Origin of the sequence: Pseudogracilibacillus auburnensis, from assembly GCF_003201975.1 — a bacterium.
In the GTDB taxonomy this organism is placed as follows: Bacteria; Bacillota; Bacilli; order Bacillales; family Amphibacillaceae; genus Pseudogracilibacillus; species Pseudogracilibacillus auburnensis.
Genome location: NZ_QJJQ01000011.1, coordinates 1 through 24982 on the forward strand (window position 1 = coordinate 1; position 24982 = coordinate 24982).

Genomic DNA, 24982 nt, shown 5'->3' on the forward strand with positions numbered 1-24982 from the left:
AAGAAAAATTGGCTGGATTGAGTCCAGTCGAATACCGAACTCAATCCAGCCAATCAGCTTCATAATAAAAACTCTAACTTTTGGGGGTAACCACCATATCGATAGTGGATAACTAGTCTTTAACAAGCTTTTATTCTATTTTATCTTCTTTTTTCGATATTTTGTTAAAATGGTGTAACTTGTCAGCAACTTTTTTATAAAGCGTGTTTTCTTCATAAGCACCAAATTCATTCCGTTCACCAGCAGGTATCCCTGTTAAAGTTTCGATTCCTTCTTCGACCGTTTTTACGGCATATATATGAAACGTATCTGCTTTAACCGCATCAATCACTTCATCTTTAAGCATTAAATTCCGGACATTTTGATGAGGAATTAATACTCCTTGTTTTCCGGTTAATCCCTTATTTTTACATACCTCGTAAAATCCTTCTATCTTTTCATTCACTCCACCAATTGGTTGGATTTCGCCCTTTTGGTTCACTGACCCAGTAACAGCTAGTCCCTGATCAATCGGAACATCAGCAAGGCTTGATAAGAGTGCATATAATTCTGTACTTGAAGCACTATCTCCGTCGACACCACCATATGATTGTTCAAAGGCTAAGTGAGCTGTTAGGGCAAGTGGATATCCTTGTGCAAACTTTTGTCCTAAATATCCGCCTAAAATATAAACACCTTTATTATGTATGTTCCCACTCATTTTACTTTCTCTTTCAATATTAATAATGCCATTTTGTCCGACAAAAGTAGTTGCGGTTATTCTTGACGGCGTTCCAAAACTGTATTGCCCAAGGTTATATACGGCGAGCCCATTTACTTGTCCCACTTTTCTTCCATCTGTATCAATTAATAGTGTTCCTTCAATCATACTTTCTTGTAATTTTTCCTTATATAAATTATTGCGATAATTTTTCTCCTCGATTGCCTTGATGACATGTTTAGCTGAAACAATCTCATCATCCATCATATTTGCCCACGCGTCTGCTTCATAAATAATTTCCACTTGTTGATTAAAACGAGTAGATAATTTATTCTGATGGCCAGCAAGCCTTGTACTAAACTCCACAATTTTTGCGACCGCCGTTCGGTCAAAATGTAATAACTGATGATCTTTGCAATGTGTATGAATAAAACTCGCAAGTCTTGTCATGTTTTCCAGATTGGAATCCATTTCCACATCAAAATCTGCTTTCATTTTAAACAATTTTCTAAAGTCTTCATCATAATGATAAAGCAATTGATAGAGATGTAAATTTCCGATGATAATCACTTTTACATCTAACGGGATAGGTTCAGGATGAATCGATGTTGTCGTAAGAAGCCCTGAATGTTCACCAATATTTTCAATTTGTAATTGTTGATGTAATAGAGCTCTTTTTAATCCTTCCCATGCAAAACTTTTAGTAAAAATATCCTTCGCTTGAAAAATGATATAACCACCATTTGCATAATGAAGGAATCCAGGCTTTATTTTAGAAAAATTGGTGCTCATCACACCCATCCGGCTCTCATACTCGACTTTACCAATTAAATGATAATATGTAGGATTATCAGCAGTAATCACTGGTGCACCTTTCGTTTCACTATTATCGACAAGTAAGTTAATGCCATATTTTGAATGAATATTATTCTCTTTTTGAGGCAATATCTTGCCCAAAGGATTCGTATTACTTTCTTTTTCATCTTGGACAAAGTCATTTATATTTTTCAAAATGTCTGTCTGTACTTCCTCGAAATATGTAATGACATCTGTACATTTTTTATACTTTTTCTTTAATTCTTCGATATGAAATCCAGCCGCTGTCAAGGCTACATCTTTATCAAGTTCTTCAATGGTCTCTTTCGCTTCTTTTTCAATATTCCGTAATTCGCTCGTATAGTCTAATACTCTTTCTTGAAGGGCAGAGGATTTTTGATTCATATCTTTTAATTGTTCTCCACTTAATTTTTGATATTCTTCTTCATTAATAGGTGAACCATCCACGATCGGAATCGTCAATATCCCCGTACCAGACTGTCTTACAACAAAACCGTATTGTTTAGCGATATCATTTATTTGTTCAAAAACTTGATTACTTTTTTCTTTATATTTACGGATGATCGAACCTTTTTCTTTCTCATAGCTTTCTTCACTAAACGCCTTAGGGATGTCTATTTTTAAATCATGAATTAATTTTTCCATATCTTCTTTCAGACTTCGTCCCATTCCTACTGGAAGTTGCAAGGCTTTTGGCTTGTAATTGTCTTCAAAATTATGAACATAACACCAGTCAAATAATTCTGTATCTTTTTCGGCAAATTCTTTCACAATTGATTTTGTAAAAGTTGTTTTTCCAGTACCAGCAATACCTGAAACGTAGATATTGTATCCTACTTTATGTACGTTCAGTCCAAAATTCATTACGGCTCTTCCACGTTCTTGCCCGACAATACTCGTCAAAGTGGGCACTTGCTCTGTCGTCTCAAATTCAAAGTCGGTATAATCTACCGTTCTTTTTAACTTTTCAGGGGATAAAGCAACTTTTTGTTTTATAGATGATGCATGATCATGACTATTCATATTTATCTCCTTTACTAGTACGAATTTAGTTCCTCATATCGACTATATGAATCTATTTTCATTTTCTCAAGTGAAAAGATGTTACAAAATAGAACGATTGACACTATTTGATTATTGAATTAATATAATATGTATTACATCAAAATATTTTGATATGAGGACTGGTACATATGATAACAAATCTGCACGTCTCAAATAAAGAGTTAAAACATTTTAAAGCTAAATTTAAGGCGCTATCTGATGAAAACAGATTATATATACTTCATATACTAGCCGCAAATGGAAAGACATGTGTTTGTGATCTTAGTGAACAATTAAATTTAAGCCAATCAAGATTATCTTATCATCTAAAAGTGTTGATGGATGCTTATTTTATTTCAGTTGAAAAGCAAGGTAAATGGAATTATTACTTTACAAATCGTGAAGAAATAAAGAAAGTATTATCGTCTGATTTATGTTGTCTTTTTTATCCAGAATAATTTTTTTACATCATACATCAAAATATTTTGATGCATGGAAATGAAAGGGTGTCTTACATTGATGATTGATTTTCTAAAAAACTTTTTTATCCTTTTTATTGAATTAACGGGACTTTTTATTGTTATTAGTTTTATTGTTAGTTTATTACAACAAATTGTTTCAGAAGAAAAAATAAAGAGCATTTTACAAAAGGGCAATAAAACATCGGGATATATATCAGGAACATCATTAGGTGCACTTACTCCGTTTTGTTCATGCTCAACAATCCCTATTTTAGCTGGATTACTTAGTTCTGGAGCCCCTTTTGGCCCTTCGATTTCTTTTTTAATTTCATCACCCTTATTAAATCCAGTTATCGTTATTTTATTATGGAAACTTTTAGGAGTAAAACTAACTGTTTTCTATGTTGTCGCGATGTTTCTTTTTGCAGTTCTAGCAGGAATTGTATTTCATTTGTTAAAACTAGAAAAACATTTGCGAAATATCAAAATTAGACGTTCTCACAGTAAAGCAGAAAATGATACAAAATGGGTAGTTGCTTTAAAGGATGCATGGAATTTTTTCTACCCCGTATTACCGTATTTAGTAATCGGAGTACTCATCGGGGCAATTATTCATGATTTTATTCCAGCAGAATTTATTACATCTGTTGCTGGTAATGAACATCCTTTTGCAATTCCGATTGCCGCAATCATTGGAATTCCGATGTATATTCGCTTAGAAACGATGATTCCAATATCAGAAGCTTTAGTTAGCAAAGGAATGAGTATGGGAGCTGTCATAGCATTAATTATAGGTGGCGCTGGAGCTAGTCTCCCAGAAGTATTACTATTAAATAAATTATTTAAGCCTTGTTTATTAGTTAGTTTTCTTTTCGCCATTCTTTTTGGGGCTATTACGACAGGTTATATTCTTTACTTTATTTATTAAGGGGGTGAGTACCAATGAAAAAAGAATCAATCTTTAAGAAAATATTTTCTTCTAAGAAAGACTGTTGTTCAATTGATATCGAAGAAGTGGATGAAAAAAAAGTTAATACAATAAAGGAAGAAGCATCTCATCAAGAAAACACTTCTTCCGATAAATAATAGAAGGCCTAGAAATCCTTCTATTATTTCCCTTCTACTTTAAATTGTTTAATCCGAGCTTCAATTTCATCTCTTACTCTTTGAAAAACGATCCATTTCTCTTCTTCGGTTCCCTCCGCTTTTGCTGGATCATCAAATCCCCAATGCCATTTCGTTACATGTGGAGGTGTAATCGGACAGTTTTCATCTGCGTCGCCACATAACGTAATAATTAAATCGGCTTTATTTAGTATGTTTGGATCAATTACATCAGATGTTTGAGCCGCAATATCAACACCTGCTTCTTTCATTACTTTTACAGCATTCGGGTTTAATCCATGTGCTTCAATGCCTGCCGAGTATACATTATATATATTGCTTAAATATTTCCTACCAAATCCTTCCGCAATTTGACTTCTACAAGAATTACCTGTACATAAGAAATATAGTGTCTTTTTAGCCATTTTATTTGCTCTCCTTATTGATTAATGAACAATCTGTAACCAAATATATAGCCCGACTAACGTAATAAATAAAGTTGGTATCGTAAGAATGATTCCTACTTTAAAATAATAGCCCCAAGAAATTTTTACGCCTTTTGTTTTTAGAACATGTAACCAAAGAAGCGTAGCAAGCGACCCGATTGGCGTTATTTTCGGCCCTAGATCAGAACCGATCACATTCGCATAAATTAATGCTTCTCTCATTACTCCTGTCGTATTTGTATCAGAAATTGCTAATGCATCAATCATAACGGTAGGCATATTGTTCATGATTGATGATAAAATGGCTGCAATAAAACCCATACCAATTGTTCCAACAAACAATCCTTGATCTGCTGTAGCTTGAATGATATTCGCAAGCACACTCGTTAACCCAACATTTCTTAATCCATATACAACAACATACATTCCGATCGAGAAAAACACGATCGCCCATGGTGCCCCTTTTAAAACCGTCATTGTATGAACGACTGGACTACGTCTTGCAATGAGTAAAAATAATATTGCGATGGCACCAGCGATAAATGACACTGGAATGTTAATAAATTCACTTGCAAAATAACCGATTAATAAAACAGTGAGCACACTCCATGACAAACGGAACATAGATAGGTCTTTAATCGCTTCGATTGGCTTTTTTAACTGATTTATCTCATAATGTTTAGGAATACTGTTTCGAAAAAACAAATATAAAACGAGCATGCTTGCAACGATACTAAACAAATTAGGTACGATCATTCGTGTCGCATACTCAACAAAGCCAATTCCAAAAAAATCTGCAGAGACGATATTTACTAAGTTACTTACAATGAGCGGAAGGGATGCTGTATCAGCAATAAACCCTGATGCCATAATAAAAGGTAAAATCATTTTTTCTTTAAAGTTGAGTGCCCGAACCATCGCTAAAACGATTGGGGTTAAAATAAGGGCTGCTCCATCGTTTGCGAACAAAGCAGCAACAATCGCTCCTAAAATAGTGACTAAAAAAAACATTTTAAGCCCATTTCCGTTAGCAAAGCGAGCCATATGTAATGCAGCCCACTCAAAGAACCCAATTTCATCTAAAATTAATGAAATAATAATTAAGGCAACAAATGTAAGTGTCGCATTCCAGACAATGCCTGTTACATCCATTACATCTTGAAAAGAAACAACACCAACGAGAAGCGTCAGTAATGCACCGATACAAGCAGACCACCCAATGGATAGTCCTTTCGGTTGCCAAATAACAAATAATAGCGTAACTAAAAAGATAATAAAGGCTAAATAAACCACTGGATAACTCCTTCCCTATTCACATAAAACTCTTTTACCTTCCACCACTAAGTTGTTGACATTCCCTTTCAATGCGGGAAGGACACTTACTAAGTGAAGAAAAAATGTGTATAATGTATGCTCTTTATTCAATGAATAAAAAACCCATTTTCCTCTTCTTTCTTCTAAAATAATTTCCGCCTCTTTTAATCTTTTTAAATGTTGACTAATTGATGGTTGACTCATTTCAAGAAGTTCAACTAGTTCACAAACACAAAATGTATCGATCGTTAAATAAGAAATAATCTGTAAACGTGTTTCTTCTCCAACGGCTTTTAAACAAAACTCTGCATCACGATAATCCAACAAGATTCACCACCCAACATAAATGAATGGATATGTAAATCCATCATTTTTATTTTTTTAAATTGATATACCAATTATATAAGTGTTCGATTATATAATCAATTGATTATATGTTTTCTTTAAGTGAAATAGTACAAAAATGAATCTTTTCAAATTGACGTAAGTTTTTTTATTTTTATTTACTATTTTCCATATATAAGTAGTATGAAATATAGATATATTTGACAAAGACTCATTCATATAATTTATTAATTATTGTTATATTAACAGGCATTTCTAGGTTAGTTCCGTTATAAGTTTTACTTTTTACGTATTTCTAGATATTGTCTCTGCCAATAATGAAAATACTGAAAAGCTACAAAGTCATTTACTCATTCTTAAGGAATAGCATTTCATTATCCTTTAATACTTGTAGCTAAGAAAGACATTTTCCCTTTATATTTTCAGGGAACATTTTTATATTCTGTTGTCTCAATTGGAGTGTAGTGACGATTGCGGATATTACAAAAGCCATCTAACTTGCTCAGCCCACACCATTCTCATTCATCATGAATTCCCATCCAATGCCAATTTATTTCGACAACAATAACAGGCGATGCTTCGTTTGACGAGTTCCTTTAAAAAGGACATCAGCCAACAAAATATCAGCCTGTTTATTTTCTGCTCCTTCAAAATGTCATCCTCTTCATTATCCCACCAGGAATAATTTTTGCTTAATAACATGACATCATTGGACATATTTATATTCCATGCAAAAGAAGAACAAACATCGATGGAATTGCTTTGTATAACTTTATAATAATATTTACGTCCATTGCGCCCCATTCGATGTAGTTTTCCATATATGCACACGTTTACTTTGAAAGGATTTTGACGTAATCAACAGTAATATACCTATAACAATGAAGGGAATTGATAATGACGCTAATGAATCAGGAGGCTAATAATTCTACTAAATCCAACAACCTTTTAATTCAATAAGCTTTTATAAATTTGCACTTATTTTAATTCATCTGTTGCGGATTTAATCTTATCTGTTGTTCTTTTAAATTGCTATAAAGAATTATTTCTATCAATGATTTTTTACTCTTTCTTTAGGCGAAATTGACCAACTGTTCAAAAAAAGCGCATTTCCCCTTCCTTTCTTGAGCTTAATCAGGAAGTTATACCAAAGTCAAAAGTAATTGATTTTTTCTCTGTATTGCAATGTACAGAACAACTCCATCCTAGTAGTACAATACCAACTACATTTTAACATTATCAAATAGTTGATATAACGCTATAATGATAGCGGTCACATTCAAAGAAATAACGATAGATAATAAGGCTATTCCCGCGTCTCCATAATTAGGTAGAATGATAAAGTAAATGGACCTAAGTAAACAGCCCAAAGGAAAAGAAAAAAAACTAAGTAGAAAAGGGATTAATAATTTTGATTTCACACTTGTCCACCCTCTCGGAATAAACTAGATTCTCACAATCACGGCGGTCTGTTACCCAATTCTCTTTCTTTTTAGAAAAACCGACCACATTTTTCATATTCTCAAACTATGATTTTCCATTCTCACCATAAATTCTGGAAGCAATAATTCCAACTAAAATGCCTGTTATCGTTCATAAACTACTATAAATATTAGAAAACATGAGTTGACGATAATCCAAATCCCCAATGATTTATATAGATACCCCTTCTAGGTCGAGCAATTTCTTTTTCATCGCTATTCCACCTCGATAGCCCGTAAGTTTTCCACTTTTCCCAATGACACGGTGGCATGGTACGACAATGGGTAATGGATTTGCTCCAATGGCTGTCCCTACCGCACGGACAGCTTTCGGTTTACCAATCGAGTCAGCTACGTCTGAATAAGACTTCGTTTCACCAAATGGAATCTGTTGTAACGTTGCCCAAACTGCCTCTTGAAAAGGTGTCCCTTGTAATACAATCGGTAGTTGAAAGTTTTTCCGCTCTCCATCCATATACTGTTCTAACTCATCAGCATATTTTTTCACTTTTTCAAAATCTTCTACTAAATGATCGATAGGGCGTCGTGTTTTTTTCAACCAAGCTTTCACTTCTTCAAGTCCTCTGTTTTCCGAACCGATAAAACATAAACCATCCTTTGTAGCAACAAGATAAAGCGACCAATCTTTTGTTACTAACCTTCCATAATAATAAGTATTTTCTTTCATCTGCACGTACTCCTTTACATAAAAATACCTTTAAGTATTTAATAGATAACTCTATTTTAACTTAAAGGGGAAGAACATGCATCCGCTTATTTTTCATTTGAATAAAATAGCAATATTAAACATGTAAATCTATGAATCCTCCAGCAAAAATGCGTCAAAAACGGTCACTAAGTTTCGCATTTTAATCATATAACATAACAGGGTCGTTGATAAAAATATCATTCATAAAACTGATGCGCTGCTAAATGATATAATGACTCGCTCGTTTCGACCCAAATCCGAAAAGCTGTTTTATCATAATCTAGTTGTCGTAAAACGTTGCCGAAAACCCTATATTTAAACATACAAAAAATAATGCAGGGAAACATATCTACTGAATTTTCAAAACTCATTATGTAACGCTAGTATTGTTTTAAAAAAAGGGAGGCATTTAAAGGGTAGTTTAAATGCCTCTATCAAACAATGCCAATACATCATTACATTCTAGATCCGGTACGATCAACTAAATACTTTTCGTAACTTCTCCAAAGATAATTAAAGTAAGACAACCAAATTTAGTTCTTACTCATTCCACCTCCTTTCAATTTTCTTCTTATTATTCAGTTGAATGTATTTTTTAATAATTACGTATATAACTGAAGTTCCAGTTTATTAAATGCCAAAAAGTCTTGTATTTCCTTTTATGAATTGAAACTAGAATGAGTAGAGAAATTTTTTTCATATATTTAATTGTTTTAGTAATTTACTACTGTAAACTTGGGCTCTTTTTATTTGATTTAATCCGCTTTTCACCACTAAATAAATGAACATACATGCTGATGCAACTAAATAGTATGATGGTTAGGTATTTGCTTAAATGTGTTTAACATTAATGATCATTACAACGTTAATAAACAATTCGTGGTGATTTTTTCTATACCTATTTCGCTTTCAAAAACATCCAAAGCAAGCACAAGCTAAACCAGTCAATTTTTCCATCAGTAATTTTAATACAATGAAAGTAAAAAAAATACTATTATACATAATGCTAAAAGGACTAAAATCCACTACACATTAAATGCCAATAATATTGATTTTCTATCATTGTTGCTTGAAATATTGAAAGATAAAAGTTTTGTTAGACTGGGGATTAAAAAGTAGAGTATGTTAAAGGCTTGTCCGACATGAAAAAGGTTAAATAACTTCCCCATCATTTATCCCCATTTCCAACTATATTACCTCTAATCAGTTACTCATATAATATCACATAATTCATTCGTATTTACCGCAAAAAATCCCTAAATTAAAATACTAATTATTTTGGGGATATCCCTAAATTTATTGGTGAGTATACAGAAGATCTAATTAAATCAATCATTAAATAGCTTTAGCTAAAATTAAATTAAACTCACATTCATTCACGCCTTCTCTCCCATTTTGACAAAATCATAAATATGAACAAAGACAATTGCTAATATAATAACGACCGCTTTATTTGAGTCATTATCTTTATTCATCACCTACAAAGTTATTTATGAATCAAAAACATCTAATTGTTGCCATCCTTTCGGTTCTTATGGTTGTTTCGTTGTTTAGTAGAAATCCCGTTCAGGCTCATTAAGAAAAAGATAGTTTCACAGAACTACAGGCTGCTCCAAAAACAAGACAAGTTGAAAAGATTGATAAAGTTACAAAGCCACCATTCTATAAGCATTTTAAACATTCAGCCTATAACTACTAGATATCGTGGCTTTCTAACCCTTTATTAGAATCGATGGATATTATACAAATTATTATAAGGCTACATTGTATAGAATAGATTTACCCTATCCTACCAATTAGGGTATAGACGTATGCAATCCGTTTTGGCTCTTTCAAGATTTGAGTAGAAAATAGATTGTCATTCTCCTTTCACTTTACGCATTTAAAAATTACCATGATAAACAAATCCCGATTCCTCTTCTAGCAAGATGAATAGGGATTTTTTACCAATTATTTTTTTACAAGTTCTACCTCTCCTAATTCTTCCACGATTAGCTTTAGATTTAGGGAATCGTTATACGAAGTGATAGGGAAGTTTGTTGAAATAACAGTTTTTCCATTTTTCTTACTAATTCCAAAATCTTTTGCATGATATTCATTACCCTCTTCGTCGATGATTTTCATCCGATGAGCAAAAGTGTTTTCATCTTCATAAACTCCATCCACTGAAAAAGTTACATGTAATGACGTTGGATTTGCGTTGGCTTCAGAAACTTGGATGTTCGATTCTGAATCTAGCATTGCGTATTGAACAGTTATATTTGATTTTTCATTATTAGTTATAGGTAGCTCCCAATTTCCATCGATATCCTTCATTTTATCCGCACCATAAAAAATATGGACACTTTCTACCTCTACCACCGCATCCTTTAAAGCTGGGATACTCCCTTGATGTGACTCCATTAATACATCAAATTGAACGATTCCCGTTTCGGCATCCAAAATAGGGACATGGTATTCAAGGCCGGACACGTATCTATTTTCGCCTTTTAAAGTTTTTGTGTCTTGAATAAACTCTTCAATGTAGTCACCGTCTCCATTTTTTATTCGATAATCCATTGAAACGTCATTTGCATTCTTTAAAAAGGAAGGATTTTCAAATTCCAATTGAAAACTAATACTCATTTTATTAGCATCTGATAAATAATTGTCTAATGTTATTTTAATACCCTGGTTGGTAGCTTCACTATTATTTTCTTGGATATATCCATTATGAACAGCCTCTTCAATACCTTTATCTCCAAAGTTAAAAAATTCGTTAATACTCGCCATTATCTGTTCATTGGTAAGGACAACTCCAGTTATGATAAGAGCACAAGCGGCGGCAGCAACTTTCTTCCAAATGAAATTGACTTTTTTCTTTTCTGATTGAGCACGAATAATATCATAGGTTTGATCGAGCGTTTTCCTTACATTAACAGGAATTTCCTTGTCTCCATTCATCAGCTGAGTAAACTCCTTTTCGAAGTTATTTTTCATAAGCAGTCACTCCCTTATTTTTATAATAATTATTTCTTAATATCACTTTGGCTCTAGAGAGTCTGGATTTAATCGTCCCTTCAGGTTCTTTTAAAAATTCACTCATTTCTCTAATATTTAGGCCAACAATATAGTATAAAATGAGTGCTAATCTATAGACTTCATTTAAACTATTAAGCGCTTCTTCCAACTCTATTTTCTGAAATTCATCATTTCTTTTATCAGGAATTACATCATTATTCAACATCAAAATGTTTTTATTTTTACTGAGCAAACTGTTGCATTTATTGATTAAAATTTTACAAATCCAAGTATTAAAATACTCATTGTTTTTTAGCGTATGTAATTTTTCATAAGCCGAAATAATAGCCTCCTGCATAGCATCAGCTACATCTTCATCATTATTTAACATTCTACTTGCTGTTCGATACAATACATCTTCGTATTGCTTCACAAGTGAAACAAATGCTTCTCCATCCCCCTTTTTTGCCTTTTTGACTAAGGTTTTTAGTGATCCCATACAGGTCCCCCCCTGATTATTTATTTCAAATTCCATATTGGATACAAAGGGTATTAATTGGTTACATTAAATACGAAAATAATTGTGCGTTTAATTAATCATGATATCCGCTGAATTAATTATTGATCATGTACCCATCAAGTGAACAGGTACATGATCAGTTGAAAATCATTACTAGGAACCGTAACGTTCGTACGAATTGATAATATTATTTCGGACTTATAGTCATTTGAATATTTGTACTGTTGTTAGTGAGTTCAACCATAACATCTTCTGTATTCATAGCCTCTATTTTATTTTCTTTTACACTCGTCACCAACTCATTCACATCATACGACACTTCTAAAGAAGTGAACAACTTTTCCAAGGTCGCGATACACTCTTGTTCAATATTAGTAAATTCCGCGCTCGGTTGATCGATCAATATATAAATATATGTGAGAGCTTCATTTTTATCTGCTGAATCACTTTTATAATCTATTTGGATTAAATGATCCTTCGTTACATATCCCATTTCCGTTTCGTTTAATAAAACATCATTATTTTGTGTTTGCATATTTTTTCCGAATTGTTCAAGCGTAATTGAAAATGTCTTCATATTTTCCATCTCGGCAATTTCTTCTGGTGTAGCCTCGCTATCATTTGAATCTGAGTTAGGATCTCCTGTTAGCCCATAAGGGGAACAGGACGTTAAAAATAACAGACTCATAAAAATATAAGGAATAACTTTATTCAACAATCTCTCCCCCATTCAGCTCATATACTTGATCACATAAATAATCAATTTGCCTATCATCGTGACTCGTTAAAAGAATAGTAGTCCCTTTATTTTTATAATCTAAAATCAGATCTTGAATCTCTGTAATCGAGTCTTTATCTAATCCATTAAATGGTTCATCCAAAATTAAAATGTGTGGATGTTCCATAATAGCTTGAGCAATTCTAAGGCGTTGCTTCATTCCTAAAGAGTATTCTTTAACCTTTTTATCTTTTGCATCAATTAAACCCACTTTCTTAAGAGCGAGTAAAACATCATTCTTTGATATCATCTTTTGTATATTGGCTAGGGCGAGTAAATTATCCATCCCTGTCAAATAGTTAATAAAAGAGGGTTGTTCAATAATAACCCCTGCATTTTTAATATACTTTTCACTAAAGATAATTTGTTTATTATCTACCCATATCTCTCCAATATCAATTTTAGTAAATCCACAAATTGCTTTTAATAGCATTGTCTTACCTGAGCCGTTATGCCCTACAAATCCAACACAAATCCTTTTTTTAATAGAGATCGAGATGTTTTTTAAGATGACATGGTCTTTCATTTTTTTATTTACATTTTTAATCTCAATCATGTTATAACTCCCTATTCAATTTCATATTTTACGTTTTTAAGAAATAAGTGAGATAGAAAAATCAGAACGAACCCAATTATTATTCCACCTACAAAATAAGTATCATCACCAATAAATACAATACTTATCATTTTCCAATTCAAATCTACAATAAATAAAAATAGAATAGATATAAAAATAACTAAAAGAGCCATTATTTCATTCCATTTTATATATACATAAAACATTAATGATGAAAGTCCGATAGAGAGTAGGATGCTCGAAACGGTTAAAAAGACACTTCTCTTAATAAATTTCAACATATCTTGATAGACTAAAACATCATTAAAATAAATAAAAAGATAAATGGTGGCCACATACATCACAATAAATAGGACAACATTTTGAACATAGGGACCCCTTACTATTTTTAAAGCTTCTTGTTTGTTCTTTATTCTTGAATATATGAATTGATGGTAGTTCTTGTTAAGTAATAAATAATAGAAAGAGCCCCAGAAAATAGCCAACATATAACATGTAAACGGGCTAATAAAATGAAATACACTATTGCCTTCCATATATTCGAGTTTAACAAAATCAGTATTCACAAAAATTCGATCAAATACAGCTTCTTTCGTCAACACAACATGATAATCATTCATATAGGTAACTATGTTTTTATATCCCTGCTTAAAGTTAATGAACCCTAGTAAAATAGCAGATGAAATGATTATGATAGATAATATGATTCTATTTTTTATTGCCATATTCAAATTCCTTATCCTTCAATATTTTTAACTGTCTTATTGACACCTACTGCAAGTAATATAAGTGAAATGATAAGTAAAATAACTAACGGTATAAACGTCTCACCAGTTGAATAGAGTGTATTAAATGCTGTGAAACTCGTGAAAATATCAAACCACGTACTTTCTGTGTATACACCTAGTTTTCCATATAAGAAATAAATAAGTAGGACCAATAAAATCACTTTATACTCTCGGTCTGTCAGTAAGATTAATGCACAAGCTAACAAGCTAAATACAATCGCTAAACTAAAATAAATAGTGCATACCATAAAAACAAAAAATAAGTAGGGATGATTCATATAAAAGTTTTCAGGAAGAATAGATGAAAAACCACCTATATCATCAATACTTCGATAGACAAACAGTCCTCCGATAGAATAAAAAATTAAAAAGGAAACAACAACAGTCACCGCTGACAACAATACATATTGCATCACATCTTTATAAATCGCTTTTTTAAACGAAGGGTAACGATGTCTCCCGAGCACATATAGACTCCTTTTTTCAACAAATAAACCTAATGTTGGTAGGATAAATAGCACTGGGATAAAATTAATTACATAAAACATCGATGCATCTACGAATGTTTCCCATGTTGAAATCTGTTCTAAAAAATTATGTCTAATTTCTTTTTTCGTTCCTACTAAATCAGGTGCATTATAATCCATCGTCATAATTTCTAAAAAGTGACTGGCAAATAACCAAGAACTTGTAAGTCCGCCAATCAAAAAAATGAGCGTTAACAACATAAATCTACTTCTTATTTTAAATTTACTCGGTACCATTTCTTCCTCCATTTCCTCTTATAAACAGTCGTCTCATTTAGTACAAAAAAACTTTTGGGCTCCTTTAAAGATTTACTAATTTCTCTAATATTCAATCCACCAATAAAGGATAAAATTAGTATTAACCCGAGATAATTGCCTCTACATAGCATCCGCCACGTCTTCATCAATATTTAACAATCTAATTGCTGTTTGATGTAACACACTTTTCTCTTTTTGACTAAATCTTTTCAGTGTTCCTATGCAGACACCCCTTATTCGTATTTTGTTTTTCAATATATTAGATAGGGAAGAGTATCAATTGGTTGCATTTAAATAAAATAATTTTATTGTCGCTTTTGAAAAAGGTTATTTGATCACTAAGATCCAGGGAGAACGAAAAAACTCGCACACACTAACCAAGGTGAACGTAACCAATGGATGGTACTTATCACAGGATTTCGTGAGGCAAGTTACTTAGAAGGAATAAAATGAAATATAGAAATGATAAAAGTTTCATTATGCTGGATATTAAAAAGTAGAGGGTATGATGAAAGCATGTTCGACATTTATAAATAAGGTTAAAGAAATTCCCATAATTCATTCGTATTTATCGCAGAAAACCCCTAAATTAAATACTAATTATTATAGGGATTTCCTAAATTTATTGATAAGTATACGAATCTAGTTTATTATTTGTGAAGATTTATCTAAAGTGATTTCAAAATTATATTAGATGATTTTTTTCATTCCAAATACCGAAATGTGAGAATGTTATTGGTTACAAATGTTGATTTTACGTTATACTTTAAAAAGCGGGTCAACACTCCAAATATTGTAAATAAAAAAGAATCCTTCACAGTAACCAAATCCTTGGTATTCCAACAAAGAAAAAAACCAGGAACTAAACAAATAAGAATGATATCTTGAAATAAATTGAAATCGAATGTAAATTTGGAGAAGACAAGCACCGTACGGCATGAACCTTATTTGGTCAAGCTTCAACAGACAAGAATATGAACGTATATTTAAATGGCTAATAGTTTTGCGTTATGCTACTTCATACATAGGAGGAGAGGTCGGTTGAAAAATAATACGAATGTATTAGTTTATAAGTATAATGGAAAACTTCACTATCAATGGGAGGCTTCAATAATAGAGTATACAGAAAACTATATAGTGGTTTACGGGACACCCGAAAGAAAATTAATTCACCATACAAAAGGTAAGATTTTTGATTGCAATACTTACTCAATAGAATATTATCCTTTACGTAAGTGGTTTACGGTCAACATTGACATTGATGAGGATGGAAATCATGAATATTATTGTAATATCTGTATACCACCTAAAATCATAAAAGGAAATATCTGTTTTACAGATTTAGACATAGACGTAATTAGGAATAAAAAAGGGTTCTGGACAATTGTAGATGAAGATGAATTTGAAGAAAATTCAATTAAAATGTGTTATCCAACATATATAATTGAAAATAGTAAAAGATCATTAAACGACTTGTTATTTAAAATAAAAGAAGAACGATATCCATTCAATGGATTTTTCGAAAAATATATTAACGAGTTAGGTAAAGGGGGAATTAATTAGGCATCATCTTTACTTGATTGGTCGTGAATCCGTTTCTAGGGTTATTGAAAGTTTTTTTACCCAAGGTGATCGTTCTTAGACTAATGGATTAACTCTCGCATCGGGAATGAGTCCTTCACATTTTCTTTTTTCGTACTTACTGAAAAAATCCGTAGGTTAAAATTTGAGGTATACCCTAAATTTATTGGTATTTGTACTATTAAAACAAACATTTAGTTATGAAATCAAATTAAACCTACATTCATTTACTTCTTCTCTTCCACTTTTTTGGTATCAAGAGAGGAATCAAATAATAAAGGCTAGTTCCTAAAAGTAGGGATAGAAATAAACCTAAATTAGTCGCTTTTGAATAGAATGTATCACCATTTATTTCAATGATATATAAAGGAAAGTTGAAAATTGCAGGTTTTGAATTGATATCAGAATAGCCTAAGAGAAATAAAACAATGGGTGCAGCCATAACAATAATCATATAAATAATTACTAAGCTAATTCCTCCAAATAATGCCTTAAAAAACGTCATCATATTTATCGCTCCATTTCTTTCATACTACTTAAAGCATTTTTTCCATCTGGAAACATAGGATGCAAAAATAGCAAATTCAATATTGCTAACAGAAACATTAATGAAGTAAATTGGGATGTGAACATACCCGTGATAACTATCGCAATAAGTAAAGGAAAAGCAGATCCAGAAATCGCAACAATTAGATTTTTAAAAGGTTTTTTATACTTTATATGTGTAACATAGATATGCTTCAAACCTATTTTAATCCTAAAATCATAAATCCTTCTTCCTTCTGTTACATTAAAAATCATAATGCATATGATATGACCCAATTCATGCAATACAAACGTAAGAATCATTGCCAAAATGAAGGCCATCATTTGAAAAAAGGTTTCCTTATATAATTAGTAATAATAAAAAGCAAAAATACGATTGAGATTAAAACGTTAAACAAGTCAATATATACTGCCGCTTTTAGAACATTAAAGATGACAAAATCATAAATATTAACAAAAACAATTGCTAATACAATGACGACCGCTTTATTTGAGTCATTAATTTTAATAAAAAAGCCAACCGCCATAGAAAATGAAGTTATAAAAAAGATGGAACATAGCGTGCTGAATGTGATTATATTAGCAAGCGACTGCTTCATAAACACATAACTTATGCCCATATAGAGAATATGGACAAGCAAATTCATCAATAATACTAAAAAAAATCTAGGAATAAAGTAATATGATTCTTTATGGTTCAATAGATAACTAGCATTCCGATATTTTCTATAGGATATACCGATTGTTAAGGAAAACAAAATAAAAATTTCCTTTAATCCAAAGTTTATTAAATATAAATTAAAAATGACAAAATCATAATCCGTGAGTGTGAAATATAGAGTAAAACTAATAAGTACAAGGATGAAAAATACTAAAGATTGTTCTTTTAAAACATTATTTCTATAGAGATGTAACCACTCCAATTTCATGTTTAAATAATAGCTATTTTTGTGTTGGAAATGAAGACTTTGCTTTTTATTACGTGAACCCTCACTATTTAGTTGGATAAATATATTATTTAAATATATGGTCGATGAGCGAATCAGTATCCATCTTAACGCAAGAAAAAGTAATACCAAAATGATCAAAAAAGATGAAACCCTATAAATAACATACTTTTCAATCACATAAGTCAATATATACAAGGTGGCCCCTAAAATAGCAAAATATAAAAATGAAGTGAGATAAAACTGATCTTCTGACTTCGAAAATATTTGTTTCACTATTAGATTTGTTAGGATCCACACGGTACATGAGTAACAAAAAACAAAAGTAAGCGCTAGAAACAATACAATAACATCTAATGTAGAATGGAACTCTCCTTGATACCAAAAAATAATTAAAAAGGGGGTAAACATAAGAGTAATGATAAGCACATAAGAAATATATATAAATGCATATCCACTTAACACTAGCTCAAAAGGTTTAACACGAGAGTTTAAGAAAAAAAACATATAGGAATGATCTTTGAATTTATTTCTTGAAAAAATAACGAAAAAGCTTGAAAGAGCTGCTGTCGCATAGATCACATTTTGATACGCTTGGGTTGTGTCTAAAGGCATTGTTATAAAGTTTTTTACAATAATAATAAAATACATGGTATAAATTAATGCTAGTAAAAGAATGAATGCTACGATAGGGGTCGGATATTTAACGATAACACTACTAGCTCTGCCGATAAACTTTGGGAGTTCAACTCTTCTAATCATTTGCCTGGTTGAGTTCATGTAAGATCCCCTCAATATGTGTATAATAATCTTTATTCACTTTTGTATATATTTCTTCCAGCGTGTGATTGCTATATTGTACCTTCACCTGTTCTTTTGACGCATTTAATTTTATTTTCCCATCTCTAAGTACCATTATTTGGTCATATAATTCTTCTCCGAAACTTAAGTTATGAGTAGATAATAATATTCCTATATTCATCTTTTTAATGATTTGCAACACTTTTTTTAGCACGATAATCATGTCAGGATCCAATCCATTCGTTGGTTCATCAAAAATAATATAATTTGGTTGCTTAAGTAGTTGGGACACAATTTGCGTTTTTTTCTTATTTCCATGTGAAAGGGTCGATATTGGATTGTCAAGATAAACTTCAAGTTCAAATAACTCAATTAAAAGATTTAAAAATTTGTCATCAACTTTTTCCGTTACTGTGTTTTTCATCAGTGAGAAATATTCACTCGGTGTTAAATAATCAAATAGTGACAATTCATCAGATATATAGCTTGTTTCTCGTTTGAAAAGATCCAGATCTTGTGATTTTTTTAAGGATATGACTCTATTATTGAGTTTTAAATTTCCTTTAAATTCGACTAACCCAAATAGAGATTTAATAATTGTTGTTTTTCCGGCACCATTGTGTCCAAGCAATAGCGTTATTTCATTCTTCTTTATATCTAGATCAATTTTCTCTAATTTGAACGTGTTATTATAACTCATACGATCAATATGCAATGAAATCATTGAAGACCTCCTTTTAAATGAGATTAGTCGAAATATAGGAGTGTAGAATTAACTACACCCCTATATTTTAATTACAACTAAGAACATCTAATTCTGACCTTCGCTCCTAAAACTTCAAACTTACCATCAAACTTGGCTCCTCCTCCAAATTTATTACACGCCCACATTAAGCCAGCAAGTACAAGACCACCTACAATGAGCACTATTAATACGATAATCCAAAAAGGTGCTGCATTATGCTGGTAGTCTTTGTCCATTACAAGTGATTTATTGAGGAATTCTACTATGTTATCAACAGTATTTAGGGTGTAAATATAAAGTATTGAGGCGATAAAAGCGTACTGGTGCTGAAGAACTGAAGTATTCATGTTACCCCTCCTCTCAAATTGATGATATAAAATTAACTTCTTACACAAAATATTAGCATAGAAACGAACCGTATTTTCCGTAATAAAGACCTTAACTTTTTGCAATTAATTTTCAGGTAATACCCTAACGTATTACTAAATTACAATTAAGGCTACTGTTGTTTCTATACCGATTTATTGTAAACTTTAAGTATTGTGTAACTTTCAAAAAGAATGTTATAAGATTAGAACATTCTCACTTTCATTCTCTATAAGGTTATCATATAAATAAACTGTATTTTCCGTAAAAATACCCTTAAATTTGTTCCTATCATCTTTAGGGAATTCCCAGATTAAATTAAATAATTAATCCTTTTTAATAAAAATCCTCGAGTGAGTCTTATTATTAGATTAGAATTACTTGGTATTTAACAGATAAATTTATTATCTGTATTACCCTGCATTTGGTTGTTAGATTTAGTTTTTAAAGTTATTGCACCTATAATACCCGTAAGCAATATAGCCACTCCCCCGCCTGAAAAAACAATAGCTGTTGAAAAAATAGCTAATATGCCACTGATAGCTCCTAAAGATAATGTGTCACTAGTGTAGTTTAAAGAGGAAGAAATACTAAATACTTTACCTAATATATTTCTTGGTACTTGATTTTGAAGGATTACAACCCTAGCTAACCCCTCACTTGCTTGACCAATTCCTATTAAAATCGTTGCAACATAAATTATAGTTATTGAAGGATATATACCAATAGCTAAGAGTCCTGTTCCCCACAAAATAATGCCTGCATTAAAAACAATTAATTGACTAATTCTTTTTAATAAACCTAATAGAATTGAAGTGCCGAACGAAGTGGCTCCTAAAATACCAGTTATATAACCAAAAGTATCAATATCTTTCCCTAAGTAAGTTTCTAAATAAATAGGTAAACCTACCCTCCATAAACCAGTGTTAATCATTATACTTATTCCCTGGACAAGCATGATAAATAAAATATCCTTGTGCTTTTTTAAATAACCTATGGTTTGCTTTATATCATTTAAAGTACTCGGGGGCTTTTCTTCTAGATCAAAAAACTGCTTAGGTTTGTAGCTGATTAATAAATGAAAAATAGCTGCTATCAGAATCAAGATAAAAGCCAAACTGAACAAATGAATTTCTGTCGTAATCTTTAATACGATTCCTATCGATACCGGTACTAATATGGAAGCTCCCCGTTGAAGAGAATCTAAAAGTGCATTTCCTTCTTGAAGTTTAGATTTGGGCAATAACTCTGGTATAATTGCTCTGAAACAAGGTTCAGAAAAACAACTAAATAACGTTATCATTACTGTAATTGCCATTAATATAAAGTAATTAATCATATTAAGTTGGTATAATATAGGCAATGATATTAATAACACAGCAATCCCAATATCGCTAATAACAATAACTGTCTTTTTATTCCATCTATCAGCTTTCACTCCGCCATATATCCCAAAAAGTATAAAAGGCAACGTCTCAGCCATCACGACAAGAGAGAGCAGTAGTGGCGAATGATTTGTTAATTCCATCGTTAACCAAATCAGTTCAATACTAAATAATATTAGAGCACTGCGCTTGGAAAATCTTCCTATTAAAATATTAATGAAGTTTTTTTCTTTTAATATTTCTTTATAGGGCATATTCATTAATTAGCCCCCTTTTTGATAGCATTTGATAAATCTGTCCAATCTTCTTCTAAAACTAACTGTTCTGTAGCGCAATTTATTCGAACATAATCATAACCATTCACTTCCCGAGATCAATAAAAGCTTATGATTTTCTAAGGCATACCTAACAAAGTAATCAGAAGAACATTTTGCATCGTTAATATCAACCCAAAGAAAGAAACCACCTTCAAGTAATGTGACTTCAATTCCAGCCCTTCTTAATTTAATTTTTGCAATTTCTATATTCTTTAAAACTGCACTTTTCACCTCGTTTTAAGTATGGACACAAAAAGATAAAGCTAAATGCGTATACCGTCAAAGACGGTGGAGTTGAACCCCGCCCTTGTGAATTAAAAAGATCATAAATCAAAGGCATGATTCCACAAATTTATGTAAAATCATCAAAATCATCTTCTAGATTTATTTTAAGTATAAGTGCTATGCTATTTCTTTAAGGTTATTATTTAGGAAAGCTATTTATTTTTTTCCTTTTACAAAAAAATAAAAAAAACTAAGTTCGAAAACTAAAAAAGAAATCACCAGACTTCCCCAAATAGGATACGGAGAATCAATCGAATAGAATAGTATTAACGATAATACGAAAAAAAGTAATGTAATAATTATTATTTTTTTAAAATGACTTCTCATCCTCTCGATAATATGTTTAGAGCTCAGATTTAGTCGAAATTTCAATTGCTCCGGACAACCAGAAAGACCCTAAATCAATTTCCAGAATTAATTCTGCATTAAATGGTTGAGTAGCTACATTGCTTCCTCATCCACTCTGTTTTTTTCAACTTTTTCACCCTCCTTACCCCCAGGTGAGGAAGCCACAGCGTAGCTGCTTACTCTAGAATGTAGCCCTCAATACTTAGCTTGCAGTTTGTGGGTTCAGGGACCCGCCCAGCGAAAGCTTAGTGTTGTTCCGCCCATGGTATCCCATTTGCTGAGTTGGGTTCCCTTGAGGGATTTATTTAATCCAACCCACAATTGGACAAAACACCACGGGCGGATGGACAAGGTCAAGAGTGGCGGATAATACTAACTTTTTACCGATAATTAATACATTATCGGCTTATTTGTTATGCTTTTTTATATCTTAATATGAGAAAGTATTACTAATGTGCTAAGTACGCATTTTTTACCAATTTTTTTGATAGATTTCTTAGACTTGCCTATGGGACAATGGGATTGACAAGTTTTTCTCAGGAGATTTCTTTCCCTCCTTGCGGACACTTTTGTGTACTGCTGTTTTAGCTCTCTCCCCATGATCCATCATTGAATTTCTAACCGCTGGTTACACCTTTGACTTTAAAGGGGAAGTAGTATCCCGTTAATTGTCTTTCCAGTCGAATGAGTGCTGATGACGAAGTAGATCTAGATGGTTTCTATGGGCACCCAGGTCTGAGATAAGCTTGATTACTGCTTTACTTAGAGGTTATACTATGTGGCAAATGTTAGTTGATGCAGACGTAAGTTTAAAATTTCATCATGTACAATTCATGGCTGAGAATGGCACTTTGTGTTTCTAATGATCAAACTGAGGCAGATACCCTCATTAAAAAATGGTAGAAACATGCGAAAAGCACCAGCTAAACACAATAATAATAGAGATGGAAGCTACTTCAAATCTTGGTTGGCATCTTGCACATTATTTAAGAGAACAACTCCAAGGATATGAGCCTAATATCCAATCACATATCTACGTCTTAAATGCGAGGAATATCGCTCGTTTTAAAAAAGGGATATGATACCTTTGTGAAAATGATCGTATTAATCCCTGGGTTATCGCAGACCACCTACGTTTTGGACGACTATCTAACGAAATGAAAGAATCTTTTCATTACGAAGCCCTGCAGCGTTTAACAAGAACCCGTTTTCACTTGATGAAAAATATCACAAGGGATAAGACCCGTTTTCTAAATCAAGTATTTTTAAAGTTCAGTGGATTACATCAAGATAATCCATTTCCAATATATTTGGCGCAACTTGTATAGTTATCATCCAAGAGCTTGAACCTGAACAGGTTGCTTAAATGTCCATCGAGGGACTAATGGAGTTTATTCAGGAAAAAGTAAAAGTCGTTTTGAAAATCCTGAGAAATCGCAAAATACCTTCAAAAGATAGCGCTCAGTTCTTACCGTTTATATAAAGCGATGGCTAATCCCGTTAATATATCTTTATCCGTAACACTTAGTGTTTTTAATACATGAAATCTGAAGTGAAACGATTGGGATAAAGGTCTCGTTTGGAATCAGCCTCGATCTGGAGAGTTTGAGGCTGATGAACCGAAGCGCATGCTAACGGGAAACAAGTACCTTAGATATTATTTGGTTCAAGCAGCTGACAAAATTAGAAATCATGACTCAGAATATAGAGATTTTTACCAAAAGAAATATAGAAGTAACGAAACATCAACACAAACGAGCACTCGTCCTTGCCGCTAGAAAATTGGTACGGTTAGTGTATACGCTACCAAGCACTAATCAATTGTACACACCACCTGAAAGGAGGGATCAATAAATTCCTAACCAATACAAGTTATTAGGTGCAAATGTTAAAAATAGAGTGGATAATGGTCAACTGGCTATAAAAAATTGTTTGACAAATTACTTCTTTAAATTTTATCATATATACTAACTGTATTTACCGTAAAAAATTACTAATCTTATAAGTAGTGTTTTGAGAGGATCCCCTAAAACCCTCAATATCAAGCTATTTATAATATCCAGGAAAGTAACAACTTTTTATTGTTTGCAAAGTAAGTTTGAGCAGTAAAAGCAAACAAAAATCGCCATTTATTTTTGCTCATCCCCTTCCTCATTTAGATCTAACAAGTTTAAACGAAATGCTTCAACAACTGCTTCTTCTCTTTTTTTTACATTCAAGTTTTTGTATATCTTTGATAAATGATATTCTACCGATCTATCAGCAAGGAATAATTTTTTCGCTATTTCCTTATTACTTAACCCATCAGAAACATATTTTAAGATTGTTAAGTCTTTTTCTGTTAATCCGAGAGTATATGTATTCGTTCTTTTCTGCTTTTTATGTTTAAAAATGGATAAAGGTACAAACGTATATCCAGACAATACTGTATTTATTAATGTAATTAGCTCTGACTTTGTGGCAGTTTTACTAATCACTCCACTAATACCAACTTGTGTAAAGAGACTAAGGGACTTTTGATTGTGTAGACCAGTATATAAAATGATTTTTAAATCATTATTTCGTTTTAATAATTTTTTTGCTAATTCAATTCCTGATAAATCTGGCATATGTATGTCCACGATGTAAAGATCATATATAGTGTCCATATCTAAAACTTCTAAGGCACTTGCAACATAGTGAACACAAAATTTTTCTTCACCTTCAAGCATCTCTTTTGTTCCTTCCCCTACTAAATGATGATCATCCACAATTAAAATACTTATCAATGTA

22 protein-coding genes and 1 pseudogene are annotated in these 24982 nt (G+C 32.0%); 5 read left to right on the forward strand and 18 right to left on the reverse strand.

Annotated elements, in window-relative coordinates; translation table 11 throughout:
- Window positions 1-130: 130 nt before the first annotated feature.
- Complete coding sequence (locus tag DFR56_RS14445) at window positions 131-2560, reverse strand: Lon protease family protein (RefSeq protein ID WP_110396159.1); 2430 nt, start codon at window positions 2558-2560, stop codon at window positions 131-133.
- Between the two features lie 170 nt (window positions 2561-2730).
- Here DFR56_RS14445 and DFR56_RS14450 point away from each other — a divergent pair, with 170 nt between their 5' ends.
- The 3 genes from DFR56_RS14450 to DFR56_RS23020 all read left to right on the forward strand — a co-directional run bounded on the left by DFR56_RS14450 (window position 2731) and on the right by DFR56_RS23020 (window position 4128).
- A complete protein-coding gene (locus tag DFR56_RS14450; RefSeq protein ID WP_110396160.1) occupies window positions 2731-3039 on the forward strand; it encodes an ArsR/SmtB family transcription factor in 309 nt (102 codons plus the stop codon).
- A 61-nt stretch (window positions 3040-3100) separates the two neighbouring features.
- A complete protein-coding gene (locus tag DFR56_RS14455) occupies window positions 3101-3970 on the forward strand; it encodes a permease (RefSeq protein WP_244916547.1) in 870 nt (289 codons plus the stop codon).
- Window positions 3971-3984: 14 nt separating this feature from the next.
- Window positions 3985-4128: a hypothetical protein gene (locus DFR56_RS23020; RefSeq protein WP_158525656.1), complete on the forward strand. Its 144-nt coding sequence runs from the start codon at window positions 3985-3987 to the stop codon at window positions 4126-4128.
- Between the two features lie 23 nt (window positions 4129-4151).
- Here the strand turns inward: DFR56_RS23020 and arsC are convergent, their stop codons facing one another.
- The 10 genes from arsC to DFR56_RS14505 form a co-directional block, all read right to left on the reverse strand.
- Window positions 4152-4571: an arsenate reductase (thioredoxin) gene (gene arsC, locus DFR56_RS14460; RefSeq protein ID WP_110396162.1), complete on the reverse strand. Its 420-nt coding sequence runs from the start codon at window positions 4569-4571 to the stop codon at window positions 4152-4154.
- Between the two features lie 21 nt (window positions 4572-4592).
- Window positions 4593-5885, reverse strand: coding sequence for an arsenic transporter (locus DFR56_RS14465; protein ID WP_110396163.1), 1293 nt, complete (start codon window positions 5883-5885; stop codon window positions 4593-4595).
- 15 nt (window positions 5886-5900) lie between these two features.
- On the reverse strand, window positions 5901-6233 hold the full coding sequence (locus tag DFR56_RS14470; RefSeq protein ID WP_242694809.1) for an ArsR/SmtB family transcription factor: 333 nt from the start codon (window positions 6231-6233) through the stop codon (window positions 5901-5903).
- 1671 nt (window positions 6234-7904) lie between these two features.
- A complete protein-coding gene (locus DFR56_RS14475; protein WP_110396165.1) occupies window positions 7905-8420 on the reverse strand; it encodes a methylated-DNA--[protein]-cysteine S-methyltransferase in 516 nt (171 codons plus the stop codon).
- A gap of 1971 nt (window positions 8421-10391) precedes the next feature.
- The gene (locus DFR56_RS14480; RefSeq protein WP_207520523.1) at window positions 10392-11420 is read right to left on the reverse strand and encodes a DUF4179 domain-containing protein; all 1029 of its coding nucleotides are present in this window, start codon (window positions 11418-11420) and stop codon (window positions 10392-10394) included.
- The gene (locus DFR56_RS14485; RefSeq protein ID WP_110396166.1) at window positions 11410-11940 is read right to left on the reverse strand and encodes an RNA polymerase sigma factor; all 531 of its coding nucleotides are present in this window, start codon (window positions 11938-11940) and stop codon (window positions 11410-11412) included. The genes DFR56_RS14480 and DFR56_RS14485 overlap by 11 nt, the downstream gene beginning before the upstream one ends.
- Window positions 11941-12148: 208 nt before the next feature.
- Complete coding sequence (locus DFR56_RS14490) at window positions 12149-12676, reverse strand: hypothetical protein (RefSeq protein ID WP_110396167.1); 528 nt, start codon at window positions 12674-12676, stop codon at window positions 12149-12151.
- The gene (locus DFR56_RS14495; protein WP_110396168.1) at window positions 12669-13295 is read right to left on the reverse strand and encodes an ABC transporter ATP-binding protein; all 627 of its coding nucleotides are present in this window, start codon (window positions 13293-13295) and stop codon (window positions 12669-12671) included. Before DFR56_RS14495 ends, DFR56_RS14490 begins: the two co-directional genes overlap by 8 nt.
- 11 nt (window positions 13296-13306) lie before the next feature.
- A complete protein-coding gene (locus DFR56_RS14500; RefSeq protein WP_110396169.1) occupies window positions 13307-14041 on the reverse strand; it encodes a hypothetical protein in 735 nt (244 codons plus the stop codon).
- 11 nt (window positions 14042-14052) lie between these two features.
- Entirely contained in the window at window positions 14053-14868 is an 816-nt protein-coding gene (locus DFR56_RS14505; RefSeq protein ID WP_110396170.1) for a hypothetical protein, read from the reverse strand.
- A gap of 1062 nt (window positions 14869-15930) precedes the next feature.
- On the opposite strand from DFR56_RS14505, the gene DFR56_RS14510 reads away from it, so the two are divergent.
- Window positions 15931-16452, forward strand: coding sequence for a DUF402 domain-containing protein (locus DFR56_RS14510; RefSeq protein ID WP_158525659.1), 522 nt, complete (start codon window positions 15931-15933; stop codon window positions 16450-16452).
- A 241-nt stretch (window positions 16453-16693) separates the two neighbouring features.
- On the opposite strand, the gene DFR56_RS14515 is transcribed toward DFR56_RS14510, so the two are convergent.
- The 6 genes from DFR56_RS14515 to DFR56_RS14540 all read right to left on the reverse strand — a co-directional run bounded on the left by DFR56_RS14515 (window position 16694) and on the right by DFR56_RS14540 (window position 21520).
- Window positions 16694-16978 (reverse strand): hypothetical protein, encoded by a 285-nt coding sequence (locus DFR56_RS14515; protein WP_110396172.1) that lies wholly within the window; start codon window positions 16976-16978, stop codon window positions 16694-16696.
- Window positions 16979-16980: 2 nt separating this feature from the next.
- Entirely contained in the window at window positions 16981-17214 is a 234-nt protein-coding gene (locus DFR56_RS14520; protein WP_146214297.1) for a hypothetical protein, read from the reverse strand.
- A 122-nt stretch (window positions 17215-17336) separates the two neighbouring features.
- The gene (locus DFR56_RS14525) at window positions 17337-18743 is read right to left on the reverse strand and encodes a hypothetical protein (RefSeq protein WP_110396174.1); all 1407 of its coding nucleotides are present in this window, start codon (window positions 18741-18743) and stop codon (window positions 17337-17339) included.
- Window positions 18718-19488 (reverse strand): ATP-binding cassette domain-containing protein, encoded by a 771-nt coding sequence (locus DFR56_RS14530; protein ID WP_110396175.1) that lies wholly within the window; start codon window positions 19486-19488, stop codon window positions 18718-18720. The genes DFR56_RS14525 and DFR56_RS14530 overlap by 26 nt, the downstream gene beginning before the upstream one ends.
- A 77-nt stretch (window positions 19489-19565) precedes the next feature.
- Window positions 19566-19856, reverse strand: a complete 291-nt coding sequence (locus DFR56_RS14535; protein WP_110396176.1) for a hypothetical protein — start codon at window positions 19854-19856, stop codon at window positions 19566-19568.
- A gap of 407 nt (window positions 19857-20263) precedes the next feature.
- A complete protein-coding gene (locus DFR56_RS14540) occupies window positions 20264-21520 on the reverse strand; it encodes an MFS transporter (RefSeq protein ID WP_110396177.1) in 1257 nt (418 codons plus the stop codon).
- A 2261-nt stretch (window positions 21521-23781) separates the two neighbouring features.
- Between DFR56_RS14540 and DFR56_RS24025 the strand changes: the two are divergent.
- Window positions 23782-24064 (forward strand): annotated as a pseudogene (locus DFR56_RS24025) (IS110 family RNA-guided transposase); the annotation flags it as partial.
- Window positions 24065-24339: 275 nt separating this feature from the next.
- On the opposite strand, the gene DFR56_RS14555 reads toward DFR56_RS24025, so the two are convergent.
- A complete protein-coding gene (locus DFR56_RS14555; protein WP_158525660.1) occupies window positions 24340-24978 on the reverse strand; it encodes a response regulator transcription factor in 639 nt (212 codons plus the stop codon).
- Window positions 24979-24982: the final 4 nt, after the last annotated feature.